Source organism: Flavobacterium psychrophilum, assembly GCA_001708385.1.
Lineage (GTDB): Bacteria > Bacteroidota > Bacteroidia > Flavobacteriales > Flavobacteriaceae > Flavobacterium > Flavobacterium psychrophilum_A.
Genome location: CP012388.1, coordinates 2,018,307 through 2,036,725, shown reverse-complemented (window position 1 = coordinate 2,036,725; position 18,419 = coordinate 2,018,307). Strand labels below are relative to the sequence as shown.

General features: G+C 40.7%; 15 protein-coding genes. 8 read left to right on the top strand and 7 right to left on the bottom strand.

Going from position 1 to position 18,419, the window contains the following annotated elements; translation table 11 throughout:
- Positions 1-198: 198 nt before the first annotated feature.
- On the top strand, positions 199-5,415 hold the full coding sequence (locus ALW18_08905; protein ID AOE52616.1) for a hypothetical protein: 5,217 nt from the start codon (positions 199-201) through the stop codon (positions 5,413-5,415).
- Positions 5,416-5,490: 75 nt separating this feature from the next.
- On the top strand, positions 5,491-6,429 hold the full coding sequence (locus ALW18_08900; GenBank protein ID AOE52615.1) for a hypothetical protein: 939 nt from the start codon (positions 5,491-5,493) through the stop codon (positions 6,427-6,429).
- 213 nt (positions 6,430-6,642) lie between these two features.
- Here ALW18_08900 and ALW18_08895 read toward each other — a convergent pair whose 3' ends face one another.
- The 3 genes from ALW18_08895 to ALW18_08885 all read right to left on the bottom strand — a co-directional run bounded on the left by ALW18_08895 (position 6,643) and on the right by ALW18_08885 (position 9,481).
- A complete protein-coding gene (locus tag ALW18_08895) occupies positions 6,643-7,041 on the bottom strand; it encodes a hypothetical protein (protein AOE52614.1) in 399 nt (132 codons plus the stop codon).
- A gap of 68 nt (positions 7,042-7,109) precedes the next feature.
- Complete coding sequence (locus ALW18_08890; protein ID AOE52613.1) at positions 7,110-8,207, bottom strand: gluconolactonase; 1,098 nt, start codon at positions 8,205-8,207, stop codon at positions 7,110-7,112.
- Positions 8,208-8,314: 107 nt separating this feature from the next.
- Positions 8,315-9,481 carry an MFS transporter gene (locus tag ALW18_08885; GenBank protein ID AOE52612.1) on the bottom strand — a complete coding sequence of 389 codons (1,167 nt, stop codon included), beginning with the start codon at positions 9,479-9,481 and terminating at the stop codon, positions 8,315-8,317.
- Between the two features lie 106 nt (positions 9,482-9,587).
- Between ALW18_08885 and ALW18_08880 the strand changes: the two genes are divergently transcribed.
- The gene (locus tag ALW18_08880) at positions 9,588-9,971 is read left to right on the top strand and encodes a hypothetical protein (protein ID AOE52611.1); all 384 of its coding nucleotides are present in this window, start codon (positions 9,588-9,590) and stop codon (positions 9,969-9,971) included.
- Here ALW18_08880 and ALW18_08875 read toward each other — a convergent pair whose 3' ends face one another.
- Both ALW18_08875 and ALW18_08870 read right to left on the bottom strand, forming a co-directional pair.
- On the bottom strand, positions 9,972-10,997 hold the full coding sequence (locus ALW18_08875; GenBank protein AOE52610.1) for a cytochrome BD ubiquinol oxidase subunit II: 1,026 nt from the start codon (positions 10,995-10,997) through the stop codon (positions 9,972-9,974).
- A gap of 5 nt (positions 10,998-11,002) precedes the next feature.
- Positions 11,003-12,304 carry a cytochrome BD ubiquinol oxidase subunit I gene (locus ALW18_08870; protein AOE52609.1) on the bottom strand — a complete coding sequence of 434 codons (1,302 nt, stop codon included), beginning with the start codon at positions 12,302-12,304 and terminating at the stop codon, positions 11,003-11,005.
- 270 nt (positions 12,305-12,574) lie between these two features.
- On the opposite strand from ALW18_08870, the gene ALW18_08865 reads away from it, so the two are divergent.
- The 5 genes from ALW18_08865 to ALW18_08845 all read left to right on the top strand — a co-directional run bounded on the left by ALW18_08865 (position 12,575) and on the right by ALW18_08845 (position 15,510).
- A complete protein-coding gene (locus tag ALW18_08865; protein ID AOE52608.1) occupies positions 12,575-13,054 on the top strand; it encodes a hypothetical protein in 480 nt (159 codons plus the stop codon).
- A gap of 2 nt (positions 13,055-13,056) precedes the next feature.
- Positions 13,057-13,422 (top strand): hypothetical protein, encoded by a 366-nt coding sequence (locus ALW18_08860; protein ID AOE52607.1) that lies wholly within the window; start codon positions 13,057-13,059, stop codon positions 13,420-13,422.
- A gap of 11 nt (positions 13,423-13,433) precedes the next feature.
- Entirely contained in the window at positions 13,434-14,279 is an 846-nt protein-coding gene (locus ALW18_08855; GenBank protein ID AOE52606.1) for a hypothetical protein, read from the top strand.
- 35 nt (positions 14,280-14,314) lie between these two features.
- The gene (locus ALW18_08850; GenBank protein ID AOE52605.1) at positions 14,315-14,632 is read left to right on the top strand and encodes a hypothetical protein; all 318 of its coding nucleotides are present in this window, start codon (positions 14,315-14,317) and stop codon (positions 14,630-14,632) included.
- Positions 14,633-14,757: 125 nt separating this feature from the next.
- Positions 14,758-15,510 carry a short-chain dehydrogenase gene (locus tag ALW18_08845; protein ID AOE52604.1) on the top strand — a complete coding sequence of 251 codons (753 nt, stop codon included), beginning with the start codon at positions 14,758-14,760 and terminating at the stop codon, positions 15,508-15,510.
- 76 nt (positions 15,511-15,586) lie between these two features.
- On the opposite strand, the gene ALW18_08840 is transcribed toward ALW18_08845, so the two are convergent.
- Together ALW18_08840 and ALW18_08835 are read right to left on the bottom strand one after the other, a co-directional pair.
- Positions 15,587-16,966, bottom strand: coding sequence for an NADH-quinone oxidoreductase subunit N (locus ALW18_08840; protein AOE52603.1), 1,380 nt, complete (start codon positions 16,964-16,966; stop codon positions 15,587-15,589).
- Between the two features lie 13 nt (positions 16,967-16,979).
- Complete coding sequence (locus tag ALW18_08835; GenBank protein AOE52602.1) at positions 16,980-18,416, bottom strand: NADH-quinone oxidoreductase subunit M; 1,437 nt, start codon at positions 18,414-18,416, stop codon at positions 16,980-16,982.
- Positions 18,417-18,419 lie beyond the last annotated feature (3 nt).

Genomic DNA, 18,419 nt, shown 5'->3' with positions numbered 1-18,419 from the left:
GTAAAAGACAGTATTGGTTGCGAGTTTACAACTACGGTTGTAACCGTTACCGAACCAACAGCTGCTCTTACAGCTATAGCAGTTCCGACTAATGAAATTTGTATCGGTGCGAACGATGGAAAAATCACCATCACCGCTCAGGACGGTACAGGTCCGTATGAGTCAAGAATCCGTTCTACGGATGCTTTCTCCACAGATATGACCTACACCGACCTTACACCTGGCAACTATACAATAGAAGTAAAAGACGCCAACGATTGTACTTTCGCTATCCCTACAACAGTAGAGATCGAAGAAGGTGTAACCCTTAACGCATCTTTGGATATTCAAACTACCTGTAATACTAATACAATAGGTAATGTTGTGTTTGTACTTGTAAATCCGGATGTACAGGACGATGTAGAGTACTCGCTTGACGGAGGTGCTTTCCAGGATCCGTTGACAGCAGAGTTTATTGACCTTGCCGATGGCAGCCACACTATTATCGTAAGGCATGAAAATACCTGTGAACAGGCATTAAACTTTACGATTACCAGCCCTGATAATATCACAGCAACCGCATCTGCAACGGCTAACGTACTTTGCTATGGTGGTACAGACGGTGTAATAGAAGTTACAGCTACAGGTGGCACAGGGACATTGTTATACAGTATATCTGATGCGATACCTCCTGTATTTGCAGATTACATCTCATCGAATGTGTTTAGTGATCTTGCAGCAGGTACGTATACCATTAGTGTTATGGATGATAATGTAGGTTGCGAAACGCAGCTATCGGTTACAATTACACAACCGGAGGCAACATTAGCAGCTACGTTGGATTATATTGATGAGATTTGTTTTGATGGTAACGATGGTATAATCACTTTAAATATCACAGGTGGTGTAACCCCTTATCAAATAAGCCTTAACGGTAACGCTTACGAAACAGTAACAGGAACAACGCATACATTTACATCGCTGGCAGACGATACGTATACTATAGATGTAAAAGATGCTAACGATTGTGCAATAGCACAGTTTACACAAGTAATACAAAATGGTGTTAATATGCAGCCATCGGCGGTAGTGACTCCAAATTGTGTAAACAATACACCAAATAATGATGTAGTAATAAATATTGCTGCAGGTGTTACAGGTACGGTAACATACTCAATAAACGGTACAGATTACTTTGCCTCAAATACATTTACCAATGTTGGCCTGGCAGCAGGTACATATACTGCTTACGCTAAACATGATAACGCATGTGTGCAGACAACTGCATTCACAATAGATGCACATACACCAATTGATGCAACGGCAGCAGTTACAGAAAATGTGTTATGTTTTGGAGCGGCTACAGGAGAAATTACTGTAACGGCTACAGGAGGTACAACGCCGCTTCAATATGCTATAAGCCCTGCTTATGTATACGGGTCATCTAATGTGTTTACAGGACTTGAGGCAGGAACTTACGATGTAAAAGTTAAAGACGCAATTTCCTGCGAAGTTACAACTACATCTGTAACGGTTACACAACCGGCGGCAGCATTGGCAGCGACGTTGGCCCATACAGACGAAATTTGTTTTGATGGTAACGATGGTACCTTAACAGTAAATATTACAGGCGGTACAATACCTTATGAAGTAAGTATTAATGAAGGAGAATATACAACAGCAACTGTATATGCCGCCCTTCCAGACGGTACTTATACTATCGATGTGAAAGATGCTAACGATTGTGCGATAGCACAGCTTACGCAAGTAATACAAAATGGTGTTAACATTCAGCCATCGGCAGTAGTAACTCCAAATTGTGTAAACAATGCACCAAATAATGATGTATTGGTAAATATTGCTGCAGGTGTTACAGGTACGGTAACATACTCAATAAACGGTACAGATTACTTTACATCAAATACATTTACAAATGTTGGACTGCCAGCAGGTACATATACTGCTTACGCTAAACACGCTAACGGATGTGTGCAGATAGATGAGTTTATCATTATAAACCATACGCCATTAATGCATACGGGAACTTCTACATTAAATATAACGTGCTACGGTAACGACACCGGAGAGGCTACACTCTCGGTTAGTGGAGGTACTGCTCCTGTTCAATATGCTATGGCGCCGCTTTATGTTTACCAGGATTCTAACCTGTTTACAGGTCTTGCACCGGGTACTTACGATTTTAAAGTTAAAGATGCTATAGGATGTGAGATTGAGGTTAACGATGTTACTATTACAGAACCGTTTGGCCCTCTGGCAGCAGATGTTATCCATACGGATGAGACTTGTTTTGATAGTAATGACGGAAGCATAACTGTAAGTATAACAGGCGGAACACCTCCATATTTCACGAGTCTTGACGGAGGTCCGTTTATTCAGGATCAGACCGCTTATACAGATCTTGCAGATGGTACACATACAATTAATGTAACCGATGCATTTGCTTGTACAATTCCGCAACAGTCGGTAGTTATTGTTAACGGGGTAAATATGCAGCCTGTTGCAACAGTTAATCCTAACTGTGTAAACAATACACCAAACAACGATGTTGTAATAACAATTGCTTCGGGTATACCGGCATCAGATATAATGTATTCAATAGACGGAGGAGCTTATCAACCATCAGGCACATTTAATAATGTCGATCTTCCGGCAGGTGACTATGTAGCGTCAGTAGAACATAGTAACGGCTGTATACAAACCGTGCCGTTTACAATAGCACCTCATGCTCCGGTAACGGCTAATGTTGCCAACATAGTGCATGTACTGTGCTTTGACGAAACTACCGGACAAATAACAGTAACAGCTTCGGGTGGTACAAATCCACTTGAGTATGCTATTGCTAATGAAGATACAACACCGCTACAGTTTAGTGCTTACCAGCCATCGGCAGTATTTGAAAATCTTGCAGCAGGTATGTATACAATTAGCGTTAAAGACGCTATAGGCTGTGAGGTACTGCTTAGCGGTAATCAGGTAGATGGCCCGGCAGCTGCACTTGTAGCTTCGGCAACACCAACACACGAAAGCTGTATTAATGATGATGACGGACAAATTGATATTACCATTTCCGGAGGTACTGCACCATATGCAACCAGTTTAAACGGAGCTGCATATGTAGATGGTCAATTATCATACGCAGGCCTTGATGGCGGTACCTACACTGTTGACGTTACAGATGCTAACGGATGCCACATTGGGGCGCCTATAGCTGTAACAATAAACGATGGTGTTCAGCTTCAGGCATCGTTAAACGTTACACAGGTTTGTGAAGATGTACAGGTAGTTGTAAGTGTAAATCCAACAAGTACAGGTACTGTTACCTATACGCTTGACGGTGTTTATACGCAATCATCAAATACATTCAATAGTACTGTTACGCCAATGGCTGCGGGACAGCATACTATCGCTGTAACGCATAGTGCAGGCTGTACAGAAGAGCTTTTATTTAATGTAGCCCCTCGTGCTGCAATTACTATCAGCTACACCAAAACAGATGTGTCTTGTAATGGTACAGATACAGGTGTGGTAAACGTAAATGCTACAGGTGGTACAGGTGCCTTACAATATGCCCTGACATGGGATATATGGCCAACACCAATTTATGGTACCGATACTTCTTTCGACGAATTGCTGGGAGATAAAGACTATACTATTTGGGTTAAAGATGCAATGGGCTGTGTTGAAACTACAACACTTCGCATAAACCAACCGGCAGAAAAACTGCTTATTGCAAGTACAGCTGTACGTCCGGAAACATGTATACTGGACAGAAATGGTGGTATAGATATTACTATAACAGGTGGTACGCCGCCATATTTAACAGCGCTTAATTCGCCAACGCCAAATAACTTCCAGCCGGTAACAAGTTACAACAACCTTATTGGAGGAGTTTATGATGTGTATGTGATGGATGCAGCTGGCTGTTATGTAAAAACAACAGTAACGGTAGAAAGCGGTGTTAATTTAGATCCGTATGTAGAAACAGTGATGAGTTGCGATAATAATGTACCGGTTAATACGGTTACGGTTAAGCTTCGCCTTACGCTTAGTGATGTGACCTATTCATTAAGCCCGGCAGGTCCGTTTACAGCAAATAATGTGTTCGAAGTGCCATCTGGCCAGCACACAGTATACGTTAGGCATAAAAACGGTTGTGAAGTAGCATATCCGTTCACAATTCAGGATCGTCTTCCGGTTACAGCACAGGCAGCTAGTGTTGCAGCTAAATGTAACGGAGAAGCAAACGGAACTATTACAGTTACAGCAAGTGGTGGTACAGGAGCATTTAAGTATGCAATTGCAGATGCAAGCGTATCACCGGTAGTGTTTGGTAATTTACAGAACTCTAATGTGTTTACAGGTTTGGCAGCATCTAACGCTTACATCATAAGAGTACAGGATGCTTACGGATGCTTTACCGAAGTTGGCGGTATAATAGTTAGCCAGCCCGATGCAATAGTACTTTCTACACCTGTAATTATTCAGGAGGAGATATGTGTTAATGATAACGATGCAGCTATAGAACTTGCTAATCCGACGGGAGGTACTGCACCATACGCTACCAGCTTAAATGCAGCAGGTCCGTTTGTAACAGATCAGTACTTGTTTGACAATCTTGACGGAGGTAAAACCTATACTATCTATGTGCAGGATGCTAACGGATGTATTGCAAATACAAGTGTAACGCTTGCAGCGCCAATGGATATTAATGCAAGTGCCCGCGTAGATTATAATTGCGAGGAGAATACAGTAACCGTACTTACCAACAATAACATACCGGTATCTCAGCTTACATACATTATATCGGGGCCTAAGGGTAACTATCCTCCGCAGACAACTAATGTGTACGCAAATCTGGAAGATGGTAAATATGTAGTAGAGGTTATAAATACCGTTACCGGATGTAGCGATACTACAGAGCAGTTTACTATAGAGAGTGCACCTGCACTAGCCCTTTCGGTTATTAAATGGGGTCTGAACCAGATAACTGCAACTGCTGTTGGCGGATCAGGATTGTACCGTTATACTTTTGACGGTAACGATACCGGAACTAAAAACACGTTTACGTATTACAGGACCGGAAGGATTTTAGTAACGGTAACAGATAGCAGAGGCTGTATTACAGAAGCCTTTATAGATGCTGTATTTGTAGATATTATTATTCCGGATGTTATGACACCGGATGGTGACGGACAAAATGATACATGGTCACCGGGTAATACACAAAACTACCCTAATATCAACACAGATATTTTTGACAGGTACGGAAGAAAACTTGCTACCCTAAGGCAGGGTCAGGTGTGGGACGGTAAATACGATGGCAACGAAATGCCAACCGGAGATTACTGGTACCTGGTAAAACTTGGCGATGCAGAAGACAGGGACTTTGTAGGACACTTCACTATTTACAGATAAAAATTAATAACGGCCGCACTTTAAACGGTGCGGCCCGAATTAAAAATTTCAATCAGCATATAACACGCACCCGAAATGAAAAAAATATATAGCTTCTTACTACTAATTTTAGCTTTACCCTTACTGCACGCGCAGGAACTTAACATACCAACCTTTACCCAGTATCTTGCTGACAATCCGTTTGTGATATCACCCGCATATGCAGGTATCGGCGATCATGTTAAGATAAGGCTTAACGGTCTTACCCAATGGGCAGGTATTAAAGATGCACCCGATAACCAGTCGCTGGCTGCCGACATGAGGATATCGTCTGATACAGGTATTGGTGTGTTTTTGTACAATGATAAAAACGGATATACAAGGCAATACGGAGGGAGAGTGTCTTTTGCCCACCACATTATACTGGATAAGTATTACAACCAGTTCCTTTCGTTTGGTATATCGTATAACCTTAACCAGTTTAAAATTGATATTGAAGATATACAAACGCCCGATCTTTCTATAACGGACAATCGATACACGGTAAACCACAATTTTGATGTAGCATTGCTATACCGTTTCCAGGATTTCTATTTAAGCTTTAATGCGGGTAATCTTTTAAATAAGAGTGTCGATATATACGGAATCAATGAGCCAAAAAGACTAAGAAACTACCAGGTGTATACTGGTTATACGTTTAAGACCGACAGTAACCTGGAGATAGAGCCCTCTGCTTTTGTACAGTATTATGAATCTGACGGGAGGTCGAGTACCGACTTTAATATTAAAGCACGCCTAATGGCGGAAGGGGATGATTACTACTGGGCAGGGGTAAGCTACCGTTTTCTTAACGACCAGTTTGGTAAGCCTATTAACATCGGACCAATGGCAGGTATAAAGTATCACAACTTTTACTTTGCCTATTCGTACCAGTTAACCACAAACGAACTTTTAGCCTATAACAGCGGTACACACATGATAACCCTTGGCGTAGACATTTTCCAAGGAATAAGCGATTGTCCTTGTACCCACTAAACAGAAACTATGTACCCTATCTATTCAATATTGTTTTACCTGTCGGGTGCCTTTTGTATGATGGTATCGGGAAAAAACATCCTGACATCTATAGATGCTGATGATTTTAAATTCAGGTCGCACGGAATTTGTACGTTGTGTATATCTATTATCCTTGTAATAATAGGTAGCATAATACAATGATAATATCAGGATATATTTTAAAACCTCAGTTTAAGCTGAGGTTTTTTTATTGTTGTCGTCTTCTTTTCCGTAAGGTTCAATAACAAAAAAGCGTTCGTTAAGGCATTGTAGCTGTTCTTCGACAGAAAAAGCACAGTTTGCCAGCTTTTGGGCAACCGCAATATTTATCTCTCTATGATTGGCATCGGGATTTTCTAAAAAGTGGTTGTCTAATGCTATAATAATATCAATATACGATGCCTCTTCATCCGAAAGGTCACATTCATGGTGCTGCGGCTTTTTGTATTCTGCTACAGAAGTTATGGTTGCATCGTCAAGATGCTGCATTAGGTAATCTGACAGGAAATAGGCAACCGACCCGCTTTCATCGTCGGGAAGTCGTATTAAATCATCAAACTTATATTGTACTACAGCCTTTATCATATCCATAAAGTTACAGATTGATAGAAGGCAGAAGCGTTAAAGCTTCGGTAAAAGTCTGGTAATAAATGTAAAAATTAAGGCGTTCTAACCTTATAAACCCTAAACGGATAGTTTACTTTGTTTTTACCTTTATTGTACTTGGGCATACGGTTAAGCTGGGCAGCACTAAAATACAGGAAACCGTCGTTACCAATTCCAAACGAATCGGGCCACACAATGCGGCTGTCTGTAACCAGAGTATGTATCTTACGATCTGGCGAAACATATTTAATAGACTGGCTTTGCGAATGCCCAAAGTAAATATTGCCCTTAGCATCTACTTCCAGACCGTGAGTGGCACCGGTATCGGCAACAGCCTCTACTTTTGCAGATAACTCAGCAGGTTTTAGTTTTTTGTCGGCAAGGTCTTTTGTAGCAATGCGGTACAGCTTGTCTTTATTAATAGGCTTGTAGTAAAACCATTTGTTGTCTTTAGTCAGGGCAATACCATTAACGTTAGATGAAAACGGCCTGCCTTCATTGTCTATCATATCTGTTCCACCAATGTTAAGTACATAACCCTTATCGGCAGTGGTAGATACATCACCTTCTAAAACAATACGCACCTTATCGGTCTTCAGGTCCAGTACAACAATAGCTTTAAGGGCAGGGTCAGAAAGGTAGGCAAGGTTCTTATCGGTGTCAATACGTACATCGTTAAGTCCGCTTTTGTCTTTAGGCAGCCCTTCGAATTTGTAAATACGCTCTACCTTATTGGTCTTAAGACTTATCTTAACCAGTTTGAATTTACCTTCTTCTTTTTCGTTAGTGGCATCTTTTCCAAAAACAGATGCACTCGCAGCAGGTTTAGAATCTAATACCCAAAGGCTGCCCCTTCCGTCGGCATACAAATCCTGAACATTATAAAAATGATTGTCCAGGTCTCCCGGCACATATTTATTCCATTCAGCATCGGGATAAGGCCTGCGCTGCCCTTTAACCACATCTACCAGTGCAAACAGGAACGGCTCGTTATGCGGAAAAGAAACGAACAGATGGCTGGTAGCATAATCTACCGCCACACCTATAGGCTGGTTCTCCCCAAAATGGGCGACTTCTATAAGTTCAGCAGGTTTCTTTTGTGCGTGTAATACGGAAGTAATTATAAAGGTAAGTGCAAGTATTTTTTTCATAGTAATGTATTTCTAATTGGCGAATTGCTTAGAATCGTAAAGTTATAAAACAGAATAACGTACAGCAAATTATTATTATCACTTTATAATATAGCTAATGTATAACCTTAACCCTTCCTCATTCCCCAAAGGGCAATAACCAGGCAAGCAACGCTCCATAGTAAAAGTTGCGCGGTAACAAGTGGCCAGCCTCTGGCCTCCCAGCATTGTATGCCTATAAAGGTACCAATGGCGCCGCCAATAAAATAGCTGGTCATATAGGCTGTGTTAATACGGCTGTGTGCTGTTGCATCGAGCGAATAAATGGTAGCAACGTTAGTAACCTGCGTTGCCTGTACGCCAACATCAAGTAAAAGCACGGCAGCCACAAATGACGGTACAGATAACGGCCATATCATTACCAGTAGTACTCCTACCAATACAAGGGCTATAGAAAGCACAAGTGATTTTGCAGGGCTGCCTTTATCAGCAAGTTTACCAAACAGTGGCGCCAGCATGGCACCGCCAATAGCCAGTAATCCGAAAAGCCCGATAATATCAGCGCCATAGTTAAAAGGTTCTCCGCTTAGGTGGAAGGTAAGCGTAGTCCAGAACGAACAGAACACGCCAAAGGCAAGGCCGCCCAACAGGGCAGTCCTTCGCAACAGCGGGAAACGTTTAAATTGCAACAACGCAGAGCCTAATAGCTTGGCATAATTACCACTAAACATAACCTGATGCTGATTGGGTAAAGTAAAATAAAGTGAGATAGTACCTAAAAACACCATACCCGATGAGATACCATAAACGTACCTCCAGTTTAGGCTCTCGGCTATGAGTCCGCTAAAAACCCTCGCGGCGAGTATGCCTACCAATATTCCGGTAAAGATAATACCAACGTTTCGCCCGCGATTTTTGCTGTCCATGCTTGCAGCAAGTGGTAATATGACCTGTGCAGCAACACTCAGCACACCCATCATAAGACTAAAAACGCCCATCCAGAAAAAGTTCTGAACGAATGTGGTGCCTATAAGCGTCAGTATTAGTATAACATGCAGGGAGAGAATCAGTTTCTTGCGGTTTATTTTATCGCCAAGCGGGGTAAGAAAGAAAAGCCCCAGTCCGTAACCTGCCTGTGCCAGTACCGATATAATTCCCGCCCGGCCTTCGGCAACACCAAAATCGTGGGCAATATCTTTAAGAATGGGCTGGTTGTAATAAATGTTTGCCACACAGATACCCGCAGCTGCCGACATAACTGTGAGCTGGGTTTTGGTAATGGGAGTGTCCTGCATAAATAGATGTTGTTTCTGTACTATAAAGGTCGGAAATATAATGACAACCGGAATAGTAAATTTATGACATATTGTTGTAGATTTATGTTACATAAAAAGTCAAACCATGCTGCTGAAAATTTATATAAACATCTACCGCATCGGTATCATTATCCTGTTAGGGCTATATATTCTGCTTATGGTAGCGGCAGCTTCGGGAGGGTATGGCAACAGCGATCCGGATTGGACGGATTTCGTTGGATTTGCCTATATGTTTGGCGTTTTTGCGGCACTTACCGCTTTTATAAGAGGTAAAGACGGCAAGGCCAAAAACACGGCCCGCTATGTGTCTCTAACATTGGTGCTGTTACTGGTAGCAGGTTTTACGGCTTTGTTAGCATTTGTAGAAACATCTCCGGAAATACTATTTGTTTATGTACTGTTTACAACCCTAAGCGGACTGCTTTCCTTCGAACTGATTCGATATAAGTCGACTAAAGACATAGGATAGTTACTCTTTCTCTTCCAGGATCTTTATCATCTTAAATGATTTCAGTAGGTGAAATAACCCCGGTATAATTAGCAATCCACCAATAATAAGCGATATACCCAACACCTGAATAACACTGTCGGGCGCCATGCCATCTAAAAGGCTAACCGGGCCTGTTTTGGTAATAATCAGATTAGGAAAATGTGTGCCCACCGCTGCCCAAAGTATAAGTAATACCTGTAGCCCCGCAAAGAAACGGCAGGTAATGGTGTGTCCTTTTTTTATACTTCGCCATAGCGGAAAAAGCAATAGTCCCGATACCGCTACTGCACCCAGGGAATAGTAGTTGGCAAGGAAATCGGTAATAAATTTCATGTCTTCCAGATAACCTGTAATCAGCACAGCCAATCCTAAAAGTACAACCACGAAAGTGGCAATACCCGCTTTACGCATATACATTCGTTTCTCGTATTCGGTAGCTTCACCGATTAAGAATGTTGCCGAAAGAAACACGCACAGTGCACTAAAAAAGCAACCGGCCAGGATAGGGAAGGGCTGCAGCCACGGATGTATGTATATATCGGCAAAATTGGCTGTAGCAGGATCTTCGGGTATAATAATGTTTCCGCTTATAAGTGTACCGAAAGCCATTCCTAAAAAGATAGGCGTGACGAGGCAGGAAAACTCAAACATACGGTCGTACAGCTTTTGCGATTTGTCTTTTACGGCATCATAATGACGGAAAACAAAGGCTACTCCGCGAAGGGTAATGCCCAGTAGTACTAAGGTGAGCGGAATATGAAGGTATATAATAATGACGTTGTAAAAAACAGGAAACGCAATCCAGAGTATCACAATAAGGATAATGATCCAGATGTGGTTGGCTTCCCAAACCGGACCCAAAACACTATACACCGTTTTCTTGATCGATTTTTTATGATCGGCAGAAGAGAAGAGTTCGAGTATGCCCGCACCAAAATCGGCACCGCCAAGCAGTACATACAAAAAGAATGAAAACACGGTAAAAAACAAAACTACATACAGCATAGGGCTTACAGTTTAGTTTGGTTAAGAACTTTTATCTGGCGTGCCATAAGCCATGTAACAGCAACAGAAAGCACGATGTAAAGTACTACATACATATAAAAGCTGTATATCATTCCCGGCATTGGCGTTACGGCATCTTTAGTGCGCATTACATTATGGATGATCCACGGTTGGCGGCCTACTTCGGTAACGATCCAGCCTGCTTCTAAGGCTAAAAATCCAACCGGGCTTAGCAAAGCAAAATACAGCCAGTAACGCTTTTTGTCCTGCCAGTGTTTCTTTTTCATACTGATGAAATAAACCATAGCAGAAAACATAAGCAGTGTTCCTAATCCTACCATTATCTGAAAGGCATAATGCGTAATCGCAACCGGTGGTCGGTCTTCTTTAGGAAAATCGTTGAGTCCTTTCACCTCCGCATTAAAATCGCCAAAGGAAAGAAATGACAGGGCTTTTGGTATTTCTATTTTATGGGTCACCTCGCCTTTTTCTTCGTTCACAATACCGCCAATATATAGGGGAGCACCGCGTTCGGTTTCGTAGTGGGCTTCCAGTGCAGCCAGTTTAACGGGCTGGCGCTGTGCGATATCTTTGGCTGACAGATCGCCACTGAGCGGTTGTAGTAGCGCCGCAATAGCACCAAACAATATAGCAATCTTAAAAGCTTCTTTGTGCAGGGAAATGTTTCTGTTTTTATAGATCTGCCAGGCGTGTATACCGGCAACAGCAAACGATGTGGCTGCAAAGGCGGCAAGCGTCATGTGCAGTGCCTGGGTAAACCATGCGGGGTTAAGAAATGCCTTAACCGGATCGATATTAAGAAACTCGCCGTTTATATAATCAAAGCCCGATGGTGCATTCATCCAGCTATTTGCCGATACCACCAGTATACCCGAAAGTATCCCCGACAGACCTACAATAATACCGGTAACCAAATGAAACCTTTCGTTAAGTTTATTCCATCCGTAAAGGTAAAAGCCCAGTGCAACAGCCTCTATAAAAAAGGCGGCACCTTCTAAAGAAAAAGGCATGCCAATAATGGGTCCGGCGTGTATCATAAACTTAGGCCAGAGTAATCCCAGCTCGAAAGAAAGGGCAGTACCCGATACAGCTCCGGTAACAAAAAAGATAGCAACACCTTTTTGCCAGGACTTGGTAAGCGTAAGAAAAATTGGGTTTTTGGTCTTTAGCCATTTATAATGCGAAATCACCATGAAAAAGGGCATGACCATGCCTATACAGGCAAAAACAATGTGAAAAATGAGGGTGAATGCCATTTGCATTCGTGCTGCATCTAAATTATCCATGTAGTGTGTTATTTAGGCCTATCAAAGATAAGTTACAAACCCCGTAATACCTCGGATAAAAGGTTAAAATAAGCTAATAAATACTGTCTTTTTGGGTAGATGAAGTGTCATTATAGGAACAAATCAATACGGATCTGAGAGTATTAAAAAAAACCTAAATAATTAGACGGGTGTTAAGGATAAACTTACATTTATTAAATATTTAGTATTGATAATCAAATCATAAGGGTTTGACTCACTTAAATTACAACCAGCTAATCAATCGGAATAATGAAAAATTTGTACAATTTAATTTTTGTAGCCCTTATGGTGCTCACCTTTTTATCGTGTGCAAAAAAGGGAGAGCCTTCTAAAAGAGGACAAGCGCTTACTACGGAACAGATTAAGAATTTAAAAACCGATCAATCCCTTAACGGAAAGCTAGTTGAGGTAGAGGGCTACCCGGCATTTTGCGGGATGATGGCAAACGTTACCCTTGGTGCCAAAAGTAAAATGGAGGTGCATACAGAGGCTAACTGTGATGGCGAAGAACTAATAGAGGTGAATCTTTTATTTGGAGGAAAGACTACTAAGCTAAGTGGCGAAAAAGAAAGAAATTATGTTGCTGCAGATAAGGATTTTGACAATAGCACACTGAGATTCACTACAGATGATTATCAGGAGTTGCCCAATGGCAAATTTAAATTTACCGGCATCCTTATTTACATGGACAATACCTATTACCTGGATAACGTAATTATAAACAAATAAGCATGCAAAGTAAAACAGCAAAAGTAGTATTCATCGTTCTTATCGTGCTTGCCGCATTAGGGTTTATGTATTTAAAAAAATACGGTCCTGAAACATTTACGCAAAATGAAACAAGAAAAAAATATAAAAGTTATATAAAAGCACAAGCTGGTATTCTGGCAAAGGAAACCAGCGGGCGGGTAGGCAAGGGCGAAAATATAACATTTACCATTCAGTTTAAAGATTGTTCCGGAAAGTTGCAGACATCCGCAATTATGGATAACTCTTTTGCGGGTAAAGCGTTAGGCGATAGCCTTACAGTGTATTATGACCCCATTGATCCGGCAGATGTTATAGACGAGAACAGCTACGATGAGATAATGCCATAAACTAAATCATTATGAAAAAAATATTGTTGATATTGGCCGTAACAGGTGTGAGCATACTTAACGCACAAGATTATAAAGCGCTTTCTGAAGATGAGGTGCTTGTAATACGCAACACCGACAATAACTATAATATGCGTATACTTAAAAAAGACAGTACCGCATTAGCTACAGGCTACTACAGCGCGCCGTTTGAAAAAGAGAATAGTAAAATATCATTCTATATTGCACCAAACGGAAAACTGAACCAGACATTGAAAATTGAAAATGGTAGCATATTCGGCACTATACCTTTTAAAGATAATCTTGCAGACGGAATGCTTACGGCATATAAAGACGGAAAGTTGTTAATGGAGGCCCAGTTTGATAATGGCGTGATGAAAATGTCTAAAAAATATAAAGAAGACAGGCGTACCGAAGAAATTTTCTCTCAGGGGAAGCCGGTATCTGAAAAGGTATTTGAAAATGATGTACTTATTTACCACACCGCCGTTAATAACGGTAAGACTCTTACCAAAGAATATAAAAATGGGAAACTCATATCGTCATACGATCAGGCGACAGAAACAACGCTGAATTATGACGAGAAGGGAACGTTACTACGATCGATTATAGTAGCAAAGAATGGCGACAAAACTACAAAGGAATTCAGTATCAGTGGAAAGCTTACTATGCAACAGGACTATAGTGGAGCAACCGGAGATGCAATGACAAGGTATTACGACATCAACGGAAGGCTGAAGGAAACGGAAGAAGTAACAGCCATAAAAGTTACCCATAAGAATTATGACGCTAAAGGAAAAGTTATCAGGACACAGTCTTACGACGTTTTAGGGCCACCCACCATGAAAACTGATTAATATGAGTAATCGCAATAACTGTAAATAATAGTAATATGAAAAAGGTATTTATTTTACTGCTTATAATAGCAGGTCTGGTAAGTTGTAAGCATGAAGATCATTTAAAATGGCCAAAGGCGAAGGGAATTATCGTTGGAGACGGCAGCAATGGCAGGTTGGGTAAAGGATACTCATCACACTTTGAGGTAAAATTCACAGGTAAAGATGGAAAGGAATATACAGGTGAGTATAAAGCTGAAACTACTTTTACCACCGTATCTATTGGTGATAGTGTAGAATTTTATTATGATCCGGCACATCCTAAAATGTTATATGATGAAGATACTTACGACCAGTTACAGCGTCAAAACTAGCTTTTCAACACTAATTAAAGCTTCATTGTGAAGCAATTGTTAAATTCAAGGTTAAGTATTGTTGTGCATACAAGTGATGCCTAGATATTTTGTAACTTTAGGATACAATATTAAAAACACAAATTATGTCATTACTTAAAGACAAGGTGGCTGTTGTTTCCGGAGCGGGTTCTGGAATTGGCCGCGCCATTGCAGAAACGTATGCCCGTGAAGGCGCAAAAGTTGTTATTACAGATATAAACGAGGCTCACGGTAACGAAACTGTTGAAGCTATTAAAAGTGCAGGTGGAGAAGCTTTCTTTGTAAAAGCAGACTCATCTTTGGCTGAAGATAATAAAAAACTGGTTGAGGCTATTGTACAAAAATACGGAAGGCTTGATATTGCCTGCAATAACGCCGGAATGGGCGGGCCGGCTACACCAACCGGAGAGTATGATATCGCCGCGTGGGACAAAGTAATTGCCCTTAACCTTAACGGCGTATTTTATGCCTGCCGTTACCAGATTGAACAAATGGAAAAAAATGGTGGAGGCAGTATTGTAAATATTGCATCTATCCACGGTACGGTTGCTGCTCCAAACAGCCCTGCGTATACAGCATCTAAACATGGAGTAGTGGGGCTTACAAAAAACATTGCCGTTGAGTATGGTGAGAAAAACATTCGTTGTAATGCTGTAGGTCCGGGTTATATTGAAACACCATTGTTAACAGATCATCTTAATAAAGAAATGATGGAAGCTGTTGCACGTAAAAGCAGCATGAACAGGTTAGGTACACCTCAGGAAATCGCAGATCTTGTAACATTCCTTAGTTCAGATAAATCATCGTTTACAACAGGAAGCTATATTATTGCAGACGGCGGATATACCGCAGTGTAGTACAAAACGAATTCGCTATAAAAATAAAAAACCACCGTGTGTATCGGTGGTTTTTTGCATTAGTGTAGTTTTTGTTTTATATAAGATCTAGCACAAACGATGGATAAAGACCCAGTATTATGTTAAGAGCTATAGACACTACTGCTACAGCGGTGTACATAAATGGTACGGGCTGTTTTTCTGTAATGTTTTCCTGAGTGTACATAGCGAATATCAGTTTAAAATAATAGCCAACACTTATTATAGAATTTATAATTGCGATGATAACAATAGCGACGTGGCCTGTTAAGAATACATGGTTAAAAAGGAATGCTTTAGCAAAGAATCCTGAAAATATAGGTATACCCGCCATAGATAATAACGCGCATGTCAAGATGCCCGCCATTAAAGGGCTTCTTTTTCCGAGGCCGTTAAAGTTGAATACTTCTTCTTTGTCTTTATCGGCGCTGTTTCCGGTTACAGAAAGTATTACAGCAAATGCAGCAATACCTGCAAGTGCATACGCAGCAGTGTAGTATAATAGTGTACCCGCAGTAACTGTAGGGTTATAGAAAACCATCAGCATAAATCCGGCGTGTGATATACCCGAAAAAGCAAGCATACGTTTTACATTCGTTTGCCTTAATGCCGTAAGGTTACCGATTGTCATAGATAATATAGAAACAATAGTAATAATAGTTACATAACTTCCTGGAACAGTCCTGTTAAGGCTTACCATTATTTTAAAGAAGGCAGCAATTGCAGCTACTTTTGCAAGTGTGCTCATGGTTGCCGTTGTAAGCGCAGGAGAACCCTCATACACATCAGGAGCCCAGAAGTGGAAAGGCGCTGCTGCAATTTTAAACAGCAATCCTATGCTTAACATTACAATACCTATAAAGTACCATCCGGGTAAACTTTCTTTGTCCAGAATCTTACCATAAATAACTGCAGTGTCAAACGAGCCTGTTGCACCATAAATAAGTGCAATACCAAATAATAATATCCCCGACGCAAATGCTCCCATAAGGAAGTATTTCATACCGGCTTCGTTACTTCTAAGGTTTTTAGGCTGGCTGGCTGCCAATACATAAAGCGATATAGAAAGTATCTCTATACCAAGAAAGAACATTGCCAGGTTGCCAAAAGAAACCATAGCTATAGCTCCTGTTAAAAGGAAAAGCTTTATAGCAACAAAGTCAGATATCTTGGCTTTGTGTTCTTTATGAAAATCAGGAGTTAGTGCAATCAGAAAAATGGTAAGTAAAATAAACAGTCCGCTAAAAGCAACAGAATAATTATTTACGGTAACCATATTGTTGTAAAAACTCGTATGGGTGCCATATTCAGAAACTGTAAGGCCTAAAGTACCAAACAAACCAAGAATGGTTACAGGCACGATGGCTTTCCTTAAATTAAAAATTTCAGCTATAAGGCATATAATCCCTAATCCTGCAATAGCTATTAATGTATACATCTTATATGGCTTGTTATCTGTTTATTATCAGTAAAAGTTTTTGTAAATCGGGTGTAATAAGGTCTACTATCGGTTTAGGATAAAGACCAAAGAAAAGCAATACTGCAAGTATGATTACAAAAACAAAACCTTCACCAAATGTAACATCGGCAAATGGCCTGCTGTTGTGCTCTCCAAGCATAACCTGCTGAAACATTCTCAGCATATAAAAAGCACCCAGTATAATTGTTGTACCTGCAATTACAGCAAACCAAATGTTAGTTTGTGCCATACTGTAAAGCAGTTCAAATTCTCCTACAAAGTTAAAAGTTGCCGGTAATGCAACCGATGCAAGAACAAGTATCATGAACATTGAAGTAAACTTAGGGGTTTGTACCCTTATACCTCCCATTTCGCTGATCTCTCCTGTAGCATAACGACGTGATATAACTTCGGCTGCATAAAATAAACCTACAACCACAAAACCGTGCGCCAGCATTTGCAGTACAGCACCACGAAGACCGTCCAGTGTTAGTGTATAAGCACCTGCAGCTATAAGGCCAACGTGCGCAAGAGATGAATAGGCAAGAAGTTTTTTTAAGTCTTGTTGTTTTAACGCCAATATAGATCCGTAAATAACACCGGCAATACTAAGTCCAACAAAAACATACATTAATTCAGCGGCAGGTTTTGGTGCTATTGGCAACTGCCACCTGATGATACTGTATATTGCCATTTTTAGCATAATACCCGATAATAGCATTGTCCCTGCCGATGGCGACTTTTGATACACATCCGCCTGCCATGTATGGAAAGGTATAATCGGAATTTTAATGGCATAAGCCAGAAAGAAAGCTATGAATATAAAAAACTGCTCGTTTTCAGTAAGAAATGCTTTGTATAAGTGTATGCTTAAGAATGAACCTGTTCTTTGATACAGGTAAAGAAATGCAGCAAGCATAAAAAGCGATCCGGCAAACGTGTAGATAAAGAATTTAACTACCGCTTTTTTCCTTGCTTCATAATCGCCGTTACCCCATATAAGTGATATAAAGTAAATAGGAATTAGAGAAAGTTCCCAGAAGATATAGTATACAAATCCGTCAGCAGAAAGAAAAGTACCCGCCATAGCAAATGCCATGAATAATATCAGCGCGTAAAAAGACTTCGCTTTTACAAAAGTATTTTTAAATGTTGTAAGTATAATTATTGGTGTAAGTGATGTTGTTAGCAATAGCATTACTAACGAAAGACCATCAACTTCCAGGTCTATTACAATACGTGGAAGCCTTATCCACTCGTGTGTAAAACTAACAATTTCGCCCTGATAGTATAGGTAGCCAATGTAAACAGAGGCTGCAAAAGCGGCAGTACTAAAAATAAGTGCTGCTTTAGAGGCCCACTTATCGCCTACAAAGAAAGTAGCTGCTGCCCCGAATAATAAGATAATAAGTACAAATGATATGTCCATCAG

What these genes read in the sequence shown, in the direction of transcription:
- ALW18_08885 (AOE52612.1), bottom strand. Translation starts at nt 9,481, where the DNA reads ATGCAGGACACTCCCATTACCAAAACCCAGCTCACAGTTATGTCGGCA.
- ALW18_08895 (AOE52614.1), bottom strand. Translation starts at nt 7,041, where the DNA reads ATGGATATGATAAAGGCTGTAGTACAATATAAGTTTGATGATTTAATA.
- ALW18_08875 (AOE52610.1), bottom strand. Translation starts at nt 10,997, where the DNA reads ATGCTGTATGTAGTTTTGTTTTTTACCGTGTTTTCATTCTTTTTGTAT.
- ALW18_08870 (AOE52609.1), bottom strand. Translation starts at nt 12,304, where the DNA reads ATGGATAATTTAGATGCAGCACGAATGCAAATGGCATTCACCCTCATT.
- ALW18_08845 (AOE52604.1), top strand. Translation starts at nt 14,758, where the DNA reads ATGTCATTACTTAAAGACAAGGTGGCTGTTGTTTCCGGAGCGGGTTCT.
- ALW18_08835 (AOE52602.1), bottom strand. Translation starts at nt 18,416, where the DNA reads ATGGACATATCATTTGTACTTATTATCTTATTATTCGGGGCAGCAGCT.
- ALW18_08900 (AOE52615.1), top strand. Translation starts at nt 5,491, where the DNA reads ATGAAAAAAATATATAGCTTCTTACTACTAATTTTAGCTTTACCCTTA.
- ALW18_08860 (AOE52607.1), top strand. Translation starts at nt 13,057, where the DNA reads ATGCAAAGTAAAACAGCAAAAGTAGTATTCATCGTTCTTATCGTGCTT.
- ALW18_08865 (AOE52608.1), top strand. Translation starts at nt 12,575, where the DNA reads ATGAAAAATTTGTACAATTTAATTTTTGTAGCCCTTATGGTGCTCACC.
- ALW18_08905 (AOE52616.1), top strand. Translation starts at nt 199, where the DNA reads ATGACCTACACCGACCTTACACCTGGCAACTATACAATAGAAGTAAAA.
- ALW18_08855 (AOE52606.1), top strand. Translation starts at nt 13,434, where the DNA reads ATGAAAAAAATATTGTTGATATTGGCCGTAACAGGTGTGAGCATACTT.
- ALW18_08850 (AOE52605.1), top strand. Translation starts at nt 14,315, where the DNA reads ATGAAAAAGGTATTTATTTTACTGCTTATAATAGCAGGTCTGGTAAGT.
- ALW18_08840 (AOE52603.1), bottom strand. Translation starts at nt 16,966, where the DNA reads ATGTATACATTAATAGCTATTGCAGGATTAGGGATTATATGCCTTATA.
- ALW18_08890 (AOE52613.1), bottom strand. Translation starts at nt 8,207, where the DNA reads ATGAAAAAAATACTTGCACTTACCTTTATAATTACTTCCGTATTACAC.
- ALW18_08880 (AOE52611.1), top strand. Translation starts at nt 9,588, where the DNA reads ATGCTGCTGAAAATTTATATAAACATCTACCGCATCGGTATCATTATC.